Raw genomic sequence first — 16,024 nt, 5'->3', positions numbered from 1 at the left:
TCGTCACCCCGGCGAAACAACCAGGGGCTTCCACCGAAACCGCGCTGCGCCAGTCTCATGGCGCATAACCGGCCCGCCCCCACAACCCGCCGGACCGCCCAGGCACCGCCCGCACGGGGCCGTACCAACCGACGAGGAGACGCCGATGGCACCAGCCTTCACGCTTGCCGCGGAGGCACCGAAGCTGTCTGCCGCGAACACAGGCTTCATGCTCATAGCTTCCGCCCTGGTACTGATCATGACGCCGGGTCTGGCCTTCTTCTACGGGGGCATGGTCCGCGTCAAGAGCACCCTGAACATGCTGATGATGAGCTTCATCAGCATGGGCATCATCACCATTCTGTGGGTGCTCTACGGCTTCTCCCTCGCCTTCGGCACACACAACAGCCTCATCGGCTGGGACTCCGACTGGTTCGGCCTCCGCAAGATCGGACTGACGGAGCTCTGGCCCGGCTACACGATCCCGATCTTCGTGTTCATGGTCTTCCAGATGATGTTCGCGATCATCACGCCGGCCCTGATAAGCGGCGCCCTCGCGGACCGCGTCAAGTTTTCGGCCTGGTCGCTCTTCATCGCCCTGTGGCTCACGATCGTCTACGTCCCGGTCGCCCACTGGGTCTGGGGCGCCGACGGCTGGGCCTACAAGCTGGGCGTGATCGACTTCGCGGGCGGTACGGCGGTCCACATCAACGCGGGTGCGGCGGCCCTCGGTGTCATCCTCGTCATCGGCAAGCGCGTCGGCTTCAAGAAGGACCCGATGCGCCCGCACAGCCTCCCGCTGGTCATGCTCGGCGCGGGCCTGCTGTGGTTCGGCTGGTTCGGTTTCAACGCGGGCTCCTGGCTCGGCAACGACGACGGCGTCGGCGCGCTGATGTTCGTCAACACGCAGGTCGCGACGGCCGCCGCCATGCTGGCCTGGCTCGCCTACGAGAAGATCCGGCACGGCGCGTTCACCACGCTGGGCGCCGCCTCCGGCGCGGTCGCCGGTCTGGTCGCGATCACCCCGTCCGGCGGCGCGGTCTCCCCGCTCGGCGCGATCGCCGTCGGCGCCATCGCCGGTGTCGCCTGCGCCGCGGCCGTCGGCCTGAAGTTCAGGTTCGGCTACGACGACTCCCTCGACGTCGTCGGCGTGCACATGGTCGGCGGCATCATCGGCTCCCTGCTCATCGGCTTCTTCGCCACCGGCAAGGGTCAGTCCACCGCCACGGGCGTCTTCTACGGCGACCACAGCTTCACCCAGTTGTGGAAGCAGTGCGCCGGCGTCGGCGCGGTCCTCGCCTACTCGCTGGTCGTCTCCGCCGTCCTCGCCTTCCTGCTCGACAAGACCATCGGGATGCGGGTCACCGAGGACGAGGAGATCTCCGGCATCGACCAGGCCGAGCACGCCGAGACCGCATACGACTTCAGCGGCGCCGGCGGCGGCGTCCTCGGCTCCGCCGGCCACTCCCCGGTCCTGGCCGGCACGCAGACCAAGAAGGTGGACGCATGAAGCTCATCACCGCCGTCGTCAAGCCCCACCGGCTGGACGAGATCAAGGAGGCGCTTCAGGCGTTCGGCGTCCACGGCCTGACGGTCACCGAGGCCAGCGGTTACGGTCGTCAGCGGGGCCACACCGAGGTCTACCGCGGCGCCGAGTACACCGTCGACCTGGTCCCCAAGATCCGTATCGAGGTCCTGGCCGAGGACGACGACGCCGAGCAGCTGATCGAGGTCATCGTCAAGGCGGCCCGCACCGGCAAGATCGGTGACGGCAAGGTCTGGTCCCTGCCGGTCGAGACGGCCGTACGGGTTCGCACCGGCGAGCGCGGCCCGGACGCGCTCTGAGCACCACTTTCGAGAACGGGAGTCGCTGGGTGACGGGAACGGACGTGCGCACGGAAGCAGAGGGCTCGGGACCCAGCGGCTACGCGGCGGCCCGGCTGCGCCTCCTCACCGAGGGGGCGCGGTCCGGGCCGCCGCGCCGTGCGGCCCTCGCGGACCTGACCGACGACTGGCTCGCCGGACTGTTCACGGCGGCGGCCCAGGAGCTCAAGGGCGTCTCCCTGGTCGCCGTCGGTGGCTACGGCCGCGGCGAGCTGTCCCCGCGCAGCGACCTCGACCTCCTGCTGCTGCACGACGGTTCCGACCCGAAAGCGGTCGCCGCCCTGGCGGACCGCCTCTGGTATCCCGTCTGGGACCTCGGGCTCGCCCTCGACCACTCCGTGCGCACGCCGGGAGAGGCCCGCAGGACCGCCGGAGAGGATCTGAAAGTCCACCTCGGCCTCCTGGACGCCCGCCACCTCGCCGGCGACCTCGGCCTCACCGCCGGCCTGCGGACGGCCGTCCTCGCCGACTGGCGCAACCAGGCCCCCAAACGCCTCCCCGAACTCCAGGAACTCTGCGCCGGCCGCGCCGAGCGCCAGGGCGAGCTGCAGTACCTGCTGGAGCCCGACCTGAAGGAGGCGCGCGGTGGGTTGCGGGACGCCACCGCCCTGCGCGCCGTCGCCGCCTCCTGGCTCGCCGACGCCCCGCGCGAGGGCCTCGCGGACGCCCGCCGGCGCCTGCTCGACGTGCGGGACGCGCTGCACCTGGTGACGGGCCGCGCCACCGACCGGCTCGCGCTGCAGGAACAGGACCAGGTGGCGGCCGAGCTGGAGCTGCTGGACGCGGACACGCTGCTGCGGCAGGTATACGAGGCGGCGCGGGTCATCTCGTACGCCAGTGACGTCACCTGGCGCGAGGTGGGGCGCGTGTTGCGTTCGCGCGCTGTCCGGCCGCGCCTGCGCGCCATGCTGGGCGGCGCCAAGTCGGTACCGGAGCGCTCGCCCCTCGCCGAGGGGGTGGTCGAGCAGGACGGCGAGGTGGTGCTCGCCCGCGCCGCGCGCCCCGAGCGTGACCCCGTGCTCCCGTTGCGTGCCGCGGCCGCCGCCGCGCAGGCCGGCCTTCCGCTCTCCCTGCACGCCGTACGGCGCATGGCCGCAACCGTGCGCCAGCTGCCCACGCCCTGGCCCGCCGAGGCCCGCGAACAGCTGGTGACCCTGCTCGGCTCCGGCCGCCCGACCGTCGACGTCTGGGAGGCGCTGGAGGCGGAGGGCCTGATCAGCCGCCTGCTGCCGGACTGGGAACGGGTCCGCTGCCGCCCCCAGCGCAATGCCGTCCACATCTGGACGGTCGACCGGCACCTGATCGAGACAGCCGTCCGCGCCTCCGCACTCACCCGCCGTGTCAGCCGCCCCGACCTGCTCCTGGTCGCCGCCCTGCTGCACGACATCGGCAAGGGCTGGCCCGGCGACCACTCGGTGGCCGGAGAGATCATCGCCAAGGACGTGGCCGCGCGGATCGGCTTCGACCGCGCGGACGTGGCCGTGCTGTCCCTCCTGGTCCGCCACCACCTGCTGCTCATCGAGACGGCCACCCGCCGCGACCTGGACGACCCGGCCACGGTCCGCTCGGTCGCCGAGGCGGTCGGCAGCCAGGGCACCCTGGAGCTGCTGCACGCGCTGACCGAGGCCGACGCCCTCGCCACCGGACCGGCGGCCTGGTCCTCCTGGCGCGGTTCCCTCGTCGCCGATCTGGTACAGCGGGTCTCCGCCGTGCTCGCCGGAGACGCCCCCGACGAGCCGGAGCCCGCCGCACCGACGGCCGAGCAGGAGCGGCTGGCGATCGAGGCGTTCCGCACCGGCGGCCCGGTCCTCGCCCTGCGCGCCCAGACAGAACCGGTCACCGGTGAGGAGCCGCCCGGCGAACCTCTCGGCGTGGAGCTGCTCATCGCCGTACCCGACCAGCCCGCCGTGCTCCCCGCGGTCGCCGGTGTCCTCGCCGTCCACCGCCTCACCGTCCGCACGGCGGAGCTCAGCGCCCTGCGCCTGCCGGACGACGTCGACGACGGCGCGGTGCTGCTGCTCAACTGGCGGGTGGCCGCCGAGTACGGCTCCCTGCCGCAGGCCACCCGGCTGCGCGCCGACCTCGTCCGCGCCCTGGACGGCTCGCTCGACATCGCCGGCCGCCTCGCCGAACGGGACGCGGCCTACCCCCGCCGGCGCGGCTGGGTCGCCCCGCCGCCCCGCGTGACGGTGGCCCCGGCGGCCTCCCACCACGCCACGGTGATCGAGGTCCGCGCCCAGGACGGCCCGGGCCTGCTGCACCGGATCGGCATGGCCCTGGAGAAGGCGGGGGTGCGGGTGCGCAGCATGCACGTGTCGACGCTGGGTTCCAACGCGGTGGACGCCTTCTACGTCACGACCGGCGCGGGGGAGCCCCTGCCGGGAGAGGACGCGGGGTCGCTGGCGCGGGTGCTGGAGGAGACGCTGCGGGAGTGACCTTCCGGCCATACGACGCCTTCACCGGACACGGTTCCCCCCGACACGGTTCCCGCCGACACGGTCCCCGTTGACGTGGGGGCCGAGGCTGTCGTCGGGCGCGTCGGCGTCGCCGACGTGTGCCCCGCCGCACCGCGGTTTCGTCCCCGTTCGCTCATTCGAGCGAGCGGCCGAGGACGAATAGCTTGCGGGGCCGGATACCCTGGAGGGCAGCCCGAACCGACTCCGACCTCGAGGACCGACGCCACCGTGTTCGATACCCTCTCCGACCGCCTCAGCGCGACTTTCAAGAATCTCCGCGGCAAGGGGCGCCTCAGCGAGGCGGACATCGACGCCACGGCGCGCGAGATCCGCATCGCGCTCCTCGAAGCCGACGTCGCCCTGCCGGTCGTCCGCACGTTCATCAAGAATGTCAAGGAAAGGGCACTCGGCGCCGAGGTCTCGCGCGCGCTGAACCCGGCCCAGCAGGTCCTGAAGATCGTCAACGACGAGCTCGTCACCATCCTCGGCGGCGAGACCCGGCGCCTGCGCTTCGCCAAGCAGCCGCCCACCGTGATCATGCTGGCCGGTCTGCAGGGTGCCGGTAAGACCACCCTCGCGGGCAAGCTCGGCCGCTGGCTGAAGGAGCAGGGCCACTCCCCGCTGCTGGTCGCCGCCGACCTCCAGCGCCCGAACGCCGTCAACCAGCTGAGCGTCGTCGCCGAGCGCGCCGGTGTCGCCGTCTACGCGCCCGAGCCCGGCAACGGCGTCGGTGATCCGGTGAAGGTCGCCAAGGACTCCATCGAACACGCGAAGTCCAAGGTCCACGACATCGTGATCGTGGACACCGCCGGCCGCCTCGGTATCGACGCCGACATGATGCAGCAGGCCGCGGACATCAGGGACGCGGTCAGCCCCGACGAGATCCTCTTCGTTGTCGACGCGATGATCGGTCAGGACGCCGTCAACACCGCGGAGGCCTTCCGCGACGGCGTCGGCTTCGACGGCGTGGTGCTCTCCAAGCTCGACGGTGACGCCCGCGGTGGTGCCGCCCTGTCGATCCGGCAGATCACCGGCAAGCCGATCATGTTCGCGTCGAACGGCGAGAAGCTGGACGACTTCGACGCGTTCCACCCGGACCGCATGGCGTCCCGCATCCTCGACATGGGTGACCTGCTCACCCTGATCGAGCAGGCGGAGAAGACCTTCAGCCAGGAAGAGGCCGCCAAGATGGCCTCGAAGCTGGCGTCGAAGAAGGGCCAGGACTTCACCCTGGACGACTTCCTGGCCCAGATGGAGCAGGTCAGGAAGATGGGCTCCATCTCCAAGCTGCTCGGCATGCTCCCCGGCATGGGCCAGATCAAGGACCAGATCCAGAACATCGACGAGCGCGACGTCGACCGCACGGCCGCGATCATCAAGTCGATGACCCCGGGCGAGCGCCAGGACCCGACGATCATCAACGGCTCGCGCCGTGCCCGTATCGCCAAGGGTTCCGGTGTCGAGGTCGGCGCGGTGAAGAACCTGGTCGAGCGGTTCTTCGAGGCCCGCAAGATGATGTCCCGCATGGCCCAGGGCGGCGGAATGCCGGGCATGCCGGGGATCCCTGGCATGGGCGGCGGCCCCGGCCGGCAGAAGAAGCAGGCGAAGAAGGCCAAGGGCAAGCAGCGCTCCGGCAACCCGATGAAGCGCAAGCAGCAGGAGCTGGAGGACGCCCAGCGCCGCGAGGCCGCCGCACAGGGCGGAAACGCCTTCGGGCTCCCGCAGCAGGGCGGTCAGGACTTCGAGCTGCCGGACGAGTTCAAGAAGTTCATGGGCTGAGTCCCCCCGGGTTCCCTTTGCGTGTGCCAGGGGTTGGCCGTTGTCGTACCGTCCGCATATGACCAACCCCGCGCCGCCACGCAAGTCGCCCGAGCAGCCCTGGCGTACCGAGGGTGCCCCCGACGAGCCGCCGCAGCAGCCGCCCGGCGGCCGTCGGATGCGGGGCGGCTGGTGGCGGCTGATCATCACCGCGCTGATCGTGTACCTGATCGCCAACCTGGTGCTGTCCTACTTCGACCAGGCCAACGAGCCGACGATCTCGTACACCGAGTTCAGCAAGCAGGTGAACGACGGCAATGTCGCCAAGATCTACGCCAAGGGCGACTCGATCCAGGGTCAGCTGAGGAAGGGGCGGAAGAACCCCGAGGGCGGCGGGAACTACACCAAGTTCAACACCGAGCGGCCGTCCTTCGCGCACGACGACCTCTGGGCCAACCTGACCAAGCACAACGTGACGGTCACCGCCGAACCGGTCGTCCAGCACCGCAGCTTCCTGGCCAACCTGCTGATCTCCCTGGCGCCGATGCTGATCATCGTCGCCCTGTGGATCTTCGTCGCGCGACGGATGAGGGCCGGGCTCGGCGGCGCGGGCGGCATGCTGGGGCGCAAGGCGCCGCCGAGGCCGGTCGAGCTGGTGCCGGGCCAGAAGCGCACCACCTTCGCCGACGTGGCCGGCATCGACGAGGTCGAGGGCGAGCTCAACGACGTCGTCGACTTCCTGAAGAACCCCGACGCCTACCGCCGCATGGGTGCCAAGATGCCCCGCGGCGTGCTCCTCGCGGGCCCGCCCGGCACCGGCAAGACGCTGCTCGCGCGCGCGGTCGCCGGTGAGGCGGGCGTGGCGTTCTTCTCCGCGTCCGCGTCCGAGTTCATCGAGATGATCGTGGGCGTGGGCGCCTCGCGCGTGCGGGAGCTGTTCGCGGAGGCCCGCAAGGTCGCCCCGTCGATCATCTTCATCGACGAGATCGACACCATCGGCCGGGCCCGCGGCGGCGGCGCCTCGATGGGCGGCCACGACGAGCGGGAGCAGACCCTCAACCAGATCCTCACCGAGATGGACGGCTTCTCCGGCGCCGAGGGCGTCATCGTCATCGCGGCCACCAACCGCGCCGACATCCTCGACCCGGCCCTGACCCGCCCCGGCCGCTTCGACCGGGTGGTCCAGGTCTCGCCCCCGGACCGCGGCGGCCGCGAGGCGATCCTGGAGATCCACACCCGCGACATCCCGATGGCCCCGGACGTCGACCTCGCCCAGGTCGCCCGTACGACCCCGGGAATGACCGGCGCGGATCTGGCCAACCTCGCCAACGAGGCCGCCCTGCTCGCGGTGAAACGCAAACAGGAGCGCGTGACCCAGTCCGACCTGTCCGACGCCCTGGAGAAGGTCCAGCTCGGCGCGGAACGGCCGCTGGTGATGCCCGAGGAGGAGCGCCGGCGCACCGCCCACCACGAGAGCGGGCACGCCCTGCTCGGCATGCTCCAGCCGGGCGCCGACCCGGTCCGCAAGATCACCATCGTGCCGCGCGGCCGCGCCCTCGGCGTCACCCTGTCCACCCCGGACGCGGACAGGTACGCGTACACCGAGGAGTACCTGCGCGGCCGGATCATCGGCGCCCTGGGCGGGATGGCGGCCGAGCAGGTCGTCTACGGCGTCATCACCACCGGTTCCGAGAGCGACCTGGAACAGGTCACCAACATCGCGCGCGGGATGGTGTCCCGCTGGGGCATGAGCCGGGAGGTCGGCCGTCTGTCCGCGCTCCCGAACGACGCCCAGCAGGCCTACGGGCTCGCCGCCGCCCCGCAGACCCTCGACGTGATCGACACCGAGATGCGCCGGATCGTGGACGAGTGCTACGAGGAGGCGTGCCGCAAACTCCGCGACCACCGCGGCCAGTTGGACGCCCTCGCCGAGGCTCTGCTGGCCAACGAGACGCTGGAGGAGGCGGACGCGTACCGGATCGCCGGGATCACGCGCCTGACCAAGGACACCGAGGTATGAGCGTGGGGTGCGGCCCCGAAGGGGCGCGGGACCGCGCGACCGGCCATGACGGCGCCGCGGACGAGGCACCCACCGAAGCGTCCGCGCTGTCGGCGGAGCGCTACCGCACGCGCGCGACCAGATACCGGAAGACGTTCGGCATCCACACGGTCCCGTCCGGGCGCCGGTGCGGGTGCAGGGCCTCCGTCAGCTCCTTGTCGACCTGCTTGGCGTCCGTCGCCGCGATCGCCGCGTCGAACAGCCCGGTCGACAGCAGCCCGCGTACGGCGCTGTCGACGTCGGCGTACCCGAAGGGACAGGTCACCCGCCCCGAGCCGTCCGGTTTCAGCCCGGCACGCTGGGCGACCTCCTCCAGGTCGTCGCGCCGGGCGGGCCGCCAGCTGCGCGCGCTGCGCAGGGGATCGGCCAGTTTCGTCGCCACCCGCAGTACGGAGGAGGTGGCGCAGCGCTCGGGCGGGCCCCAGCCGGCCAGCACCACGGCCGCCCCGCGCGCGGCCCGCGGCAGCGCCTTCGCCAGCAGCTCGCCGAGCCCCTCGGAGTCGCCCGCCAGGCAGCCGATCGGCTCGAAGACGGTCACCAGGGTGTACCCGTCCGTCTCGTCGCCGACCGCGTCGCGGGGCGCGCCGTCGACGGACCGAGACGTGCTGCCGACGGGCCGCGCGGCCGCATGCGCGGGTGTGCCGCTTCTTCCGCCGCGCGTGGCGCGCCCGCCGGGGACGCCGCCGCTCGCGCCGTGCGGGACGTGTGCCGACAGGCGTTCGCGGGCGAGGGCGAGCCGCTCGGGGGACGAGTCGTCGGAACCGGTGACCGTGGCACCTCTGCCGGCCGCCAGCAGCAGCGCCAGCCCCGAGCCGCAGCGCAGGCCCAGCAGCCGGGTGGCGGGACCCACTTCGAGGCGTTCGTAGACGGCTTCGTAGAGCGGCACCAGCATCCGCTCCTGGATCTCGGACCAGTCACGCGCGCGTGCGCACCGGTCGACGCGGGGTGCGGAATCCGCGTGAGACCGGTGCTGCCGCACGAGCGTAGGTGTCATAGGTAAGCGCCCCAATCCGCCGACAGTTCGCCGCTGTGCCCGGTTGCGTGGCCCCCGTGCCGTGCGCGCGCACTTCCCACGTATGCCAGGTAACTCCCGGCTCGCGGCCCCGTCCAGTGGTCGTGGGGCCCCGCTTGGGGTCCGGACGCGACTGTGGCGAGATTTCACATCCCGGCAATCTGGGGGGCCATAAGGTGTCCGCTTCCGGGGAACGGCCCGGTACCGGGCGGTCGGACAGCGCGCGGTAACGCCACGGCCGTCACGGACGCTGACCAAGGTGGGGCGTCGTGACGAGAGCGGCCGAAACGTCTCTTGCGCAATCGCCGATCACTTCCGCACCGGGGTCTACGCGAGGGGTCGTACGGCGGACTACGCACCGGCTTGGTATGAGCTGTGAAGCTTCTCCGCAGATCAGCGCACCCGCCCTCGTCCGGACGCATCAGCGGCAACTGACGGGTACGTGCAAAATATTTGGGATGCCCCGGAATAGGAACACAGCGGCACCCCCGCTCGTTGTCATTACGTGAGCACGACACAGACACCACCTGTTCTCGCCGCAGAGCTGGCGCAGGCGTGGGCCGACATTCAGCGGTACCACCCCGAGCTGCCGGACCTCGCCGCGCCAGAGTCCCTGATCGGAGAGTCGTCGTCCGCGTGCGGACACGAGCTCTCCTTCGAGCGACTGCTTCATGAGGCAGTCCACGGCATCGCCGCCGCCCGCGGAATCCGCGACACCTCGCGCGCCGGCCGGTACCACAACCGCCGTTTCCTCGCGATCGCCGAGGAACTGGGCCTCGACCACCCGGAGGAGCCGCATCCGAGCAGCGGTTTCTCCCTGGTCACGCTCAACCCCGAGGCCAAGCGGCGCTACCGCCCGACCATGGAGCGACTCCAGCGCGCACTGAAGGCGCACACGGCAGCCACCTCCTCGGACACCTCCCGTACCTTCCGCGGCCCCGCCGCGCGGCACGGCTCCTCCGGCGGTGGTGTTCGCGTCAAGGCGGTCTGTGACTGCGGCCGCAACGTCCGCGTGGTTCCCTCGGTCCTGGCCCAGGCCCCCATCGTCTGCGGCGGCTGCGGCAAGCCGTTCAGAATCCCGGAGGTCGCGGGAGCGGCGTGACGCGGGCCGCGCGAAACACCGGCATCTCGTGGGTGCCGGAAGTGGCCGGCAACCGCACAGCACCGGGCGGCGCACCCGACGTGACCTCACCTCCACGCCGGGTGCCTCCCAGGCGTGCCCAGCCCAGCTCACACTCCCTCGGCCCAAAGCGACCGGCGGGGTATGGCACAATGGCTAGCTGTACTCGACAGCCGCACAGGACCCCTCTCTCCTCCGGCTGACGCGTCCATCGGGCACTCGGGTACCGCAACCCCACGCGGCAGCTCGCCGTGCCCAACCACGTCAATCCAGGAGAACCCACTCCCGTGGCAGTCAAGATCAAGCTGAAGCGTCTGGGCAAGATCCGTTCGCCTCACTACCGCATCGTCGTCGCCGACTCCCGTACCCGCCGTGACGGCCGGGCCATCGAGGAGATCGGCAAGTACCACCCGACCTACAACCCGTCGGTCATCGAGGTGGACGCCGAGCGCGTGGCGTACTGGCTGGGTGTCGGCGCGCAGCCGACCGAGCCCGTCCTCGCCATTCTGAAGAAGACCGGCGACTGGCAGAAGTTCAAGGGCGAGCCGGCTCCCGCGCCGCTGCTCGTCGCCGAGCCGAAGCCGGCCCGCCCGTCGTTCGAGGCTCTCGGCGGTGACGACGAGGGCAAGGGTGAGGCGATCACCCAGAAGAAGAAGGCTGAGAAGAAGGACGAGGCCGCGGCTGAGTCCGAGTCGACCGAGGCCTGAGCAGCATGCTCGAAGAGGCGCTTGAGCACCTCGTGAAGGGCATCGTCGACAACCCTGACGATGTGCAGGTCGCCTCGCGCAACCTGCGTCGCGGACGCGTGCTCGAGGTCCGGGTCCACCCGGACGACCTCGGCAAGGTGATCGGCCGCAACGGCCGTACCGCGCGCGCTCTGCGCACCGTCGTGGGCGCCATCGGCGGCCGCGGCGTCCGTGTCGACCTCGTCGACGTGGACCACGTCCGCTGACGCTTCATCGCAACCGGCTCGGGCCGGGGAGGGCCACTGGGCCGTCCCCGGCCCGCAGTCGTATGACAGGAGATTTGGACAGGTGCAGCTGGTAGTCGCACGGATCGGCCGTGCCCATGGCATCAAGGGCGAGGTCACCGTCGAGGTACGTACCGACGAGCCGGAACTCAGACTCGGGCCCGGCGCCGTACTCGCCACGGATCCCGCCTCCACGGGACCGCTGACCATCGAGACGGGGCGCGTCCACAGCGGCCGCCTCCTCCTGCGCTTCGAGGGCGTCACCGACCGCAACGCGGCCGAGGCCCTGCGCAACACCCTCCTGATCGCCGAGGTCGACCCGGAGGAGTTGCCCGAGGGCGAGGACGAGTACTACGACCACCAGCTCATCGACCTCGACGTGGTCACCGAGGACGGCACGGAGGTCGGCCGGATCACCGAGATCTCGCACCTGCCCTCCCAGGACCTGTTCATCGTGGAGCGCCCCGACGGCAGCGAGGTCCTGATCCCCTTCGTGGAGGAGATCGTCACCGAGATCGACCTCGAGGAGCAGAGGGCGGTCATCGCCCCGCCGCCGGGCCTGATCGACGACCGCGCCGAGATCGCGTCGTCCAGGGAAGAGACCGGGGAAGACAGCGAATGAGGCTCGACGTCGTCACGATCTTCCCCGAGTACCTGGAACCCCTGAACGTCTCCCTGGTCGGCAAGGCACGCGCGCGTGGGCAGCTGAACGTCCACGTGCACGACCTGCGCTCCTGGACGTACGACCGGCACAACACCGTCGACGACACCCCGTACGGCGGCGGCCCCGGCATGGTCATGAAGACCGACCCCTGGGGCGACGCCCTGGACACCGTCCTCGCCGACGGCTACGAGACGGGTGCCCAGGCCCCCGCGCTGATCGTTCCCACGCCCAGCGGCCGCCCCTTCACCCAGGAACTCGCGGTGGAACTCGCCGAGCGCCCCTGGCTGATCTTCACCCCGGCCCGCTACGAGGGCATCGACCGGCGCGTCATGGACGAGTACGCCACGCGCGTGCCCGTCTACGAGGTGTCCATCGGCGACTACGTCCTCGCCGGCGGCGAGGCGGCAGTACTCGTCGTCACGGAGGCCGTCGCCCGGCTGCTGCCCGGCGTCCTCGGCAACGCCGAGTCCCACCGGGACGACTCCTTCGCACCCGGCGCCATGGCCGGCCTCCTGGAAGGCCCCGTCTACACCAAGCCGCCCGTCTGGCGCGGCCGGGACATCCCGGAGGTGCTGCTCAGCGGCCACCACGGCAGGATCGCCCGCTGGCGCCGCGACGAGGCCCTCAGACGTACGACCACCAACCGGCCCGACCTCATCGAGCGCTGCGATCCCAAGGCCTTCGACAAGAAGGACCGCGAGATGCTGTCCATCCTGGGCTGGGAGCCGGACCCCGAGGGACACCCGTACGGCCGATTTTGGCGGCGGGCCGAGGGCATGGAAGAATAGACCGCTGTTGTGCGTCCACCCGGCGTGCGCCCCTGCCACAGGGGGACACGACGCCCGCCCCGACCGCACGGCACTCCTGTAAAACCTAGCTCCCGTTGATGACCTGTGGCATCAGCGAAGAAAGCAGACGAAATGTCTCACCTGCTCGACACCGTCGACGCCGCGTCGCTGCGCAGCGACATCCCGGCCTTCCGCCCGGGTGACACCGTCAACGTCCACGTCCGCGTCATCGAGGGCAACCGCTCCCGTGTGCAGCAGTTCAAGGGCGTTGTGATCCGCCGCCAGGGCTCTGGTGTCCGCGAGACCTTCACGGTCCGCAAGGTCTCGTTCTCCGTCGGCGTCGAGCGCACCTTCCCGGTGCACACCCCGATCGTCGAGAAGATCGAGCTGGTCACCCGTGGTGACGTCCGCCGCGCCAAGCTGTACTACCTCCGTGAGCTGCGCGGCAAGGCCGCGAAGATCAAGGAGAAGCGCGAGAGCTGAGTGCCTCCCCGGTGTCTCGGCCCTCACCGGGGTCATAGCGGAGCCGGATAACATCTGGCTCCGATGGACACCGAAGCACAGCCGACGCAACGCGACCGTTCCTCCCACCCGGGTTCCCCGGGCTCGGAGGGACGGTCGCGTTTCGCGTTGCTGGAGCGGGTCACCGACTGGGTGCCCGGCGGCCGGATCACCCTCACCCTCTTCGCCTGCCTGGTGTTTTTGCTGGTCCTCAACGCTTTCGTGGTGCAACCGTTCCAGATTCCGAGCGGATCCATGGAACAGGGCTTGAGGATCGGGGACCGCGTTCTCGTAAATAAGTTGGCGTACCGTTTCGGTGCCGAGCCGCGCCGCGGCGACGTGATCGTGTTCGACGGCACCGGGTACTTCGGGGACGCTGACTACGTCAAGCGCGTGGTCGGGGTGGGGGGAGACCATGTCGTCTGCTGCGACAAGAAGGGGAGGATCGAGGTGAACGGCCGCGCGGTCGACGAGTCGGCGTTCCTCTATCCGGGGGACAGTGCCTCCAGCGTCCCCTTCGACGTCGCCGTGCCCGCCGGGCGCCTGTTCGTCCTCGGCGACCACCGCAGCGACTCCAGCGACTCCCGGGACCATCTGGGCTCGCCCGGCGGCGGCATGATCCCGGTCGGTGACGTCATCGGCCGCGCCGACTGGATCGTGTGGCCGTACGGCCACTGGACGCACCTGACCCGCCCTGCCGCGTACGGGCGCGTGCCGGCGCCGCGGCCGTCGGCGGGGGCGGGCGCCCATGGGTAACCGCGGCAAACCGCGCGGGGTGCCGAGCGACCCCGCCGACAACCTGCTGCCCACCGGAGCCCGGCGGACCTCCTCCGCGCCCGGCGGCGGCCGTACGCGCGCGGAACGGCGAAAACTCCAGCGCAAGGTCAAACGCAAGCGCCGCCGTTCAGCCGTTCGGGAGATCCCCCTTCTGGTCGGTGTCGCCGTGCTGATAGCGCTGGTCCTGAAGACCTTCCTGGTCCAGGCCTTCGTGATCCCGTCCGGCTCGATGGAGCAGACGATCCGGATCGGCGACCGCGTCCTGGTCGACAAGCTCACCCCGTGGTTCGGCTCGAAGCCGCAGCGCGGGGACGTCGTCGTCTTCCACGACCCGGGCGGCTGGCTGGCCGACGAGCAGACGGCCAAGAAACACGACCCGGTCGTCGTCAAGCAGCTCAAGGAAGGCCTCACCTTCATCGGCCTGCTGCCCTCGGACAACGAGAAGGACCTGATCAAGCGGGTCATCGGGGTCGGCGGCGATCACGTCAAGTGCTGTGACGCGCAGGGCCGGGTCACCGTCAACGGCGCACCGCTGACCGAAGGCGACTACCTCTACCCGGGGAACGCGCCCTCCTCCCAGCCCTTCGACATCACCGTGCCCAAGGGCCGGCTGTGGGTGATGGGCGACCACCGGGACGACTCCGCCGACTCCCGCGCTCACCAGAACACCCCGTACGGCGGAACGGTCGCGGAGAGTTCCGTCGTCGGGCGGGCCGTCGTGATCGGCTGGCCGATCGGCCACTGGACACGGCTGAACGAACCTAAAACCTTCGCAAGCGTGGCCGACGCCGCGTCGGGTGCGACCGCTGGTCCCATGCTGTCGCATAGGGTTGCCTCCGAGAATCCGAACGCGATGACCCAGCTCCCGACCCCTGCGGAACTCCCGCTCGTTATGGGAGTGGTGGGCCTGCGCCGTACGTGGGGCAGGCAGCGGCACAGAGTAAGGAGTTGGCGTGGGGGATGTGGCGGTTGGCGCACGGTCGGGGCACGACGGCGAGGAGCACCGCGGGCACCCCGTGGAAGCGAACGCCCCCGTGCCGGACGGCGCCATGACCTCAGGGAATGAAGCGGCGGGCGACCAGGGCGCGCCGGACGACGAGCAGCGGCCCCAGGCCGGGGACTCGGGAGCGGGCGAGACCGGCCGCCGCCCGGCGAAGCCACGCTCCTTCTGGAAGGAGCTGCCGATCCTCGTCGTGATCGCGCTGGTCCTGGCGCTGTTGATCAAGACGTTCCTGGTGCAGGCGTTCTCGATCCCGTCCGCCTCGATGCAGAACACCCTCCAGGTGGGTGACCGTGTCCTGGTCGACAAGCTCACCCCGTGGTTCGGCTCCAAGCCCGAGCGCGGCGAGGTCGTCGTCTTCCACGACCCGGACAACTGGCTGGCGGGCGAACCGGCGCCGACCCCGAACGCCGTGCAGCAGGTCCTCAGCTGGATCGGCCTGATGCCTTCGGCGAACGAGAAGGACCTCATCAAGCGCGTGATCGGCGTCGGCGGCGACACGGTCCAGTGCAAGGGCACCGGCCCGCTGCTGGTCAACGGCAAGCCCCTGAACGAGCCGTATGTGTACGCAGGCAACACGCCGTGCACCGATGACGACCTCGGCGGCCAGTTCAAGGTGACGGTCCCCAAGGGGTTCATCTGGGTGATGGGCGACCACCGCCAGAACTCCCGCGACTCGCGCTACAACCAGTCCGACAAGAACCACGGCATGGTGCCCGTCGACAAGGTCGTCGGCCGCGCGATCGTCAAGGCCTGGCCGATCAACCACTGGGGCACCCTGCCCGTCCCGGACACCTTCGACCAGCCCGGCATCAACGACCAGTCCTCGGCGTCCGTGGCCCTGACGGCGGCCCCACAGGGCGTGGCGGTCGCGGCGGTGCTGCCGGTGGCGCTGTGGCGGCGCCGGCGCGTGAACCGGCTGGAGTCCAAGGCCGAGCAGAGGACGTCCTCGGGCAGCCGGTGACCCGGGAGCGCCCCGGCGCTCCCGACGGGTGGACGGTGGACCGCCTGCGCGCTCACCCGCGGCCGGCGGAGCCGTCCTCGCACAGGGCGGGC

At 70.8% G+C, this 16,024-nt stretch carries 15 protein-coding genes; 14 read left to right on the top strand and 1 reads right to left on the bottom strand.

The window, feature by feature from the left end:
- Positions 1-145: 145 nt before the first annotated feature.
- The 5 genes from AB0L59_RS17180 (at position 146) to ftsH (ending at position 8,097) form a co-directional block, all read left to right on the top strand.
- Positions 146-1,489, top strand: coding sequence for an ammonium transporter (locus AB0L59_RS17180; protein WP_365583916.1), 1,344 nt, complete (start codon positions 146-148; stop codon positions 1,487-1,489).
- The gene (locus AB0L59_RS17175; RefSeq protein WP_030990174.1) at positions 1,486-1,824 is read left to right on the top strand and encodes a P-II family nitrogen regulator; all 339 of its coding nucleotides are present in this window, start codon (positions 1,486-1,488) and stop codon (positions 1,822-1,824) included. Before AB0L59_RS17180 ends, AB0L59_RS17175 begins: the two co-directional genes overlap by 4 nt.
- A gap of 29 nt (positions 1,825-1,853) precedes the next feature.
- Positions 1,854-4,298, top strand: coding sequence for a [protein-PII] uridylyltransferase (locus AB0L59_RS17170; protein ID WP_365583913.1), 2,445 nt, complete (start codon positions 1,854-1,856; stop codon positions 4,296-4,298).
- Positions 4,299-4,547: 249 nt separating this feature from the next.
- Positions 4,548-6,098, top strand: coding sequence for a signal recognition particle protein (gene ffh, locus AB0L59_RS17165; RefSeq protein ID WP_365583910.1), 1,551 nt, complete (start codon positions 4,548-4,550; stop codon positions 6,096-6,098).
- A gap of 58 nt (positions 6,099-6,156) precedes the next feature.
- On the top strand, positions 6,157-8,097 hold the full coding sequence (gene ftsH, locus AB0L59_RS17160; RefSeq protein WP_365583908.1) for an ATP-dependent zinc metalloprotease FtsH: 1,941 nt from the start codon (positions 6,157-6,159) through the stop codon (positions 8,095-8,097).
- A 100-nt stretch (positions 8,098-8,197) separates the two neighbouring features.
- Here the strand turns inward: ftsH and AB0L59_RS17155 are convergent, their stop codons facing one another.
- Positions 8,198-9,130 (bottom strand): SAM-dependent methyltransferase, encoded by a 933-nt coding sequence (locus AB0L59_RS17155; protein ID WP_365583906.1) that lies wholly within the window; start codon positions 9,128-9,130, stop codon positions 8,198-8,200.
- A 523-nt stretch (positions 9,131-9,653) separates the two neighbouring features.
- Between AB0L59_RS17155 and AB0L59_RS17150 the strand changes: the two genes are divergently transcribed.
- From AB0L59_RS17150 to lepB (AB0L59_RS17110), 9 genes are all read left to right on the top strand, one after another.
- Positions 9,654-10,250, top strand: a complete 597-nt coding sequence (locus AB0L59_RS17150; RefSeq protein ID WP_365583904.1) for a hypothetical protein — start codon at positions 9,654-9,656, stop codon at positions 10,248-10,250.
- A 305-nt stretch (positions 10,251-10,555) separates the two neighbouring features.
- Entirely contained in the window at positions 10,556-10,975 is a 420-nt protein-coding gene (gene rpsP / locus AB0L59_RS17145; RefSeq protein WP_030785131.1) for a 30S ribosomal protein S16, read from the top strand.
- Between the two features lie 5 nt (positions 10,976-10,980).
- Positions 10,981-11,220, top strand: a complete 240-nt coding sequence (locus AB0L59_RS17140) for an RNA-binding protein (protein ID WP_003973401.1) — start codon at positions 10,981-10,983, stop codon at positions 11,218-11,220.
- 82 nt (positions 11,221-11,302) lie between these two features.
- Positions 11,303-11,860: a ribosome maturation factor RimM gene (gene rimM, locus AB0L59_RS17135; RefSeq protein ID WP_365583901.1), complete on the top strand. Its 558-nt coding sequence runs from the start codon at positions 11,303-11,305 to the stop codon at positions 11,858-11,860.
- The gene (gene trmD / locus AB0L59_RS17130) at positions 11,857-12,690 is read left to right on the top strand and encodes a tRNA (guanosine(37)-N1)-methyltransferase TrmD (protein WP_365583899.1); all 834 of its coding nucleotides are present in this window, start codon (positions 11,857-11,859) and stop codon (positions 12,688-12,690) included. The genes rimM and trmD overlap by 4 nt, the downstream gene beginning before the upstream one ends.
- A gap of 132 nt (positions 12,691-12,822) precedes the next feature.
- Positions 12,823-13,173 (top strand): 50S ribosomal protein L19, encoded by a 351-nt coding sequence (gene rplS / locus AB0L59_RS17125; RefSeq protein ID WP_070022289.1) that lies wholly within the window; start codon positions 12,823-12,825, stop codon positions 13,171-13,173.
- 63 nt (positions 13,174-13,236) lie between these two features.
- The gene (lepB, locus tag AB0L59_RS17120) at positions 13,237-13,947 is read left to right on the top strand and encodes a signal peptidase I (protein ID WP_365583895.1); all 711 of its coding nucleotides are present in this window, start codon (positions 13,237-13,239) and stop codon (positions 13,945-13,947) included.
- Positions 13,940-15,034 carry a signal peptidase I gene (gene lepB / locus AB0L59_RS17115; protein ID WP_365583892.1) on the top strand — a complete coding sequence of 365 codons (1,095 nt, stop codon included), beginning with the start codon at positions 13,940-13,942 and terminating at the stop codon, positions 15,032-15,034. Before lepB (AB0L59_RS17120) ends, lepB (AB0L59_RS17115) begins: the two co-directional genes overlap by 8 nt.
- Positions 14,922-15,932: a signal peptidase I gene (gene lepB / locus AB0L59_RS17110; protein ID WP_365583890.1), complete on the top strand. Its 1,011-nt coding sequence runs from the start codon at positions 14,922-14,924 to the stop codon at positions 15,930-15,932. Before lepB (AB0L59_RS17115) ends, lepB (AB0L59_RS17110) begins: the two co-directional genes overlap by 113 nt.
- The last annotated feature ends 92 nt before the right edge of the window (positions 15,933-16,024 follow it).

It is taken from the genome of Streptomyces sp. NPDC052109, assembly GCF_040680195.1.
In the GTDB taxonomy this organism is placed as follows: Bacteria; Actinomycetota; Actinomycetes; order Streptomycetales; family Streptomycetaceae; genus Streptomyces.
Note: the sequence above shows the minus strand (reverse complement) of the source record. Positions and strands in the feature narration are given on the sequence as shown.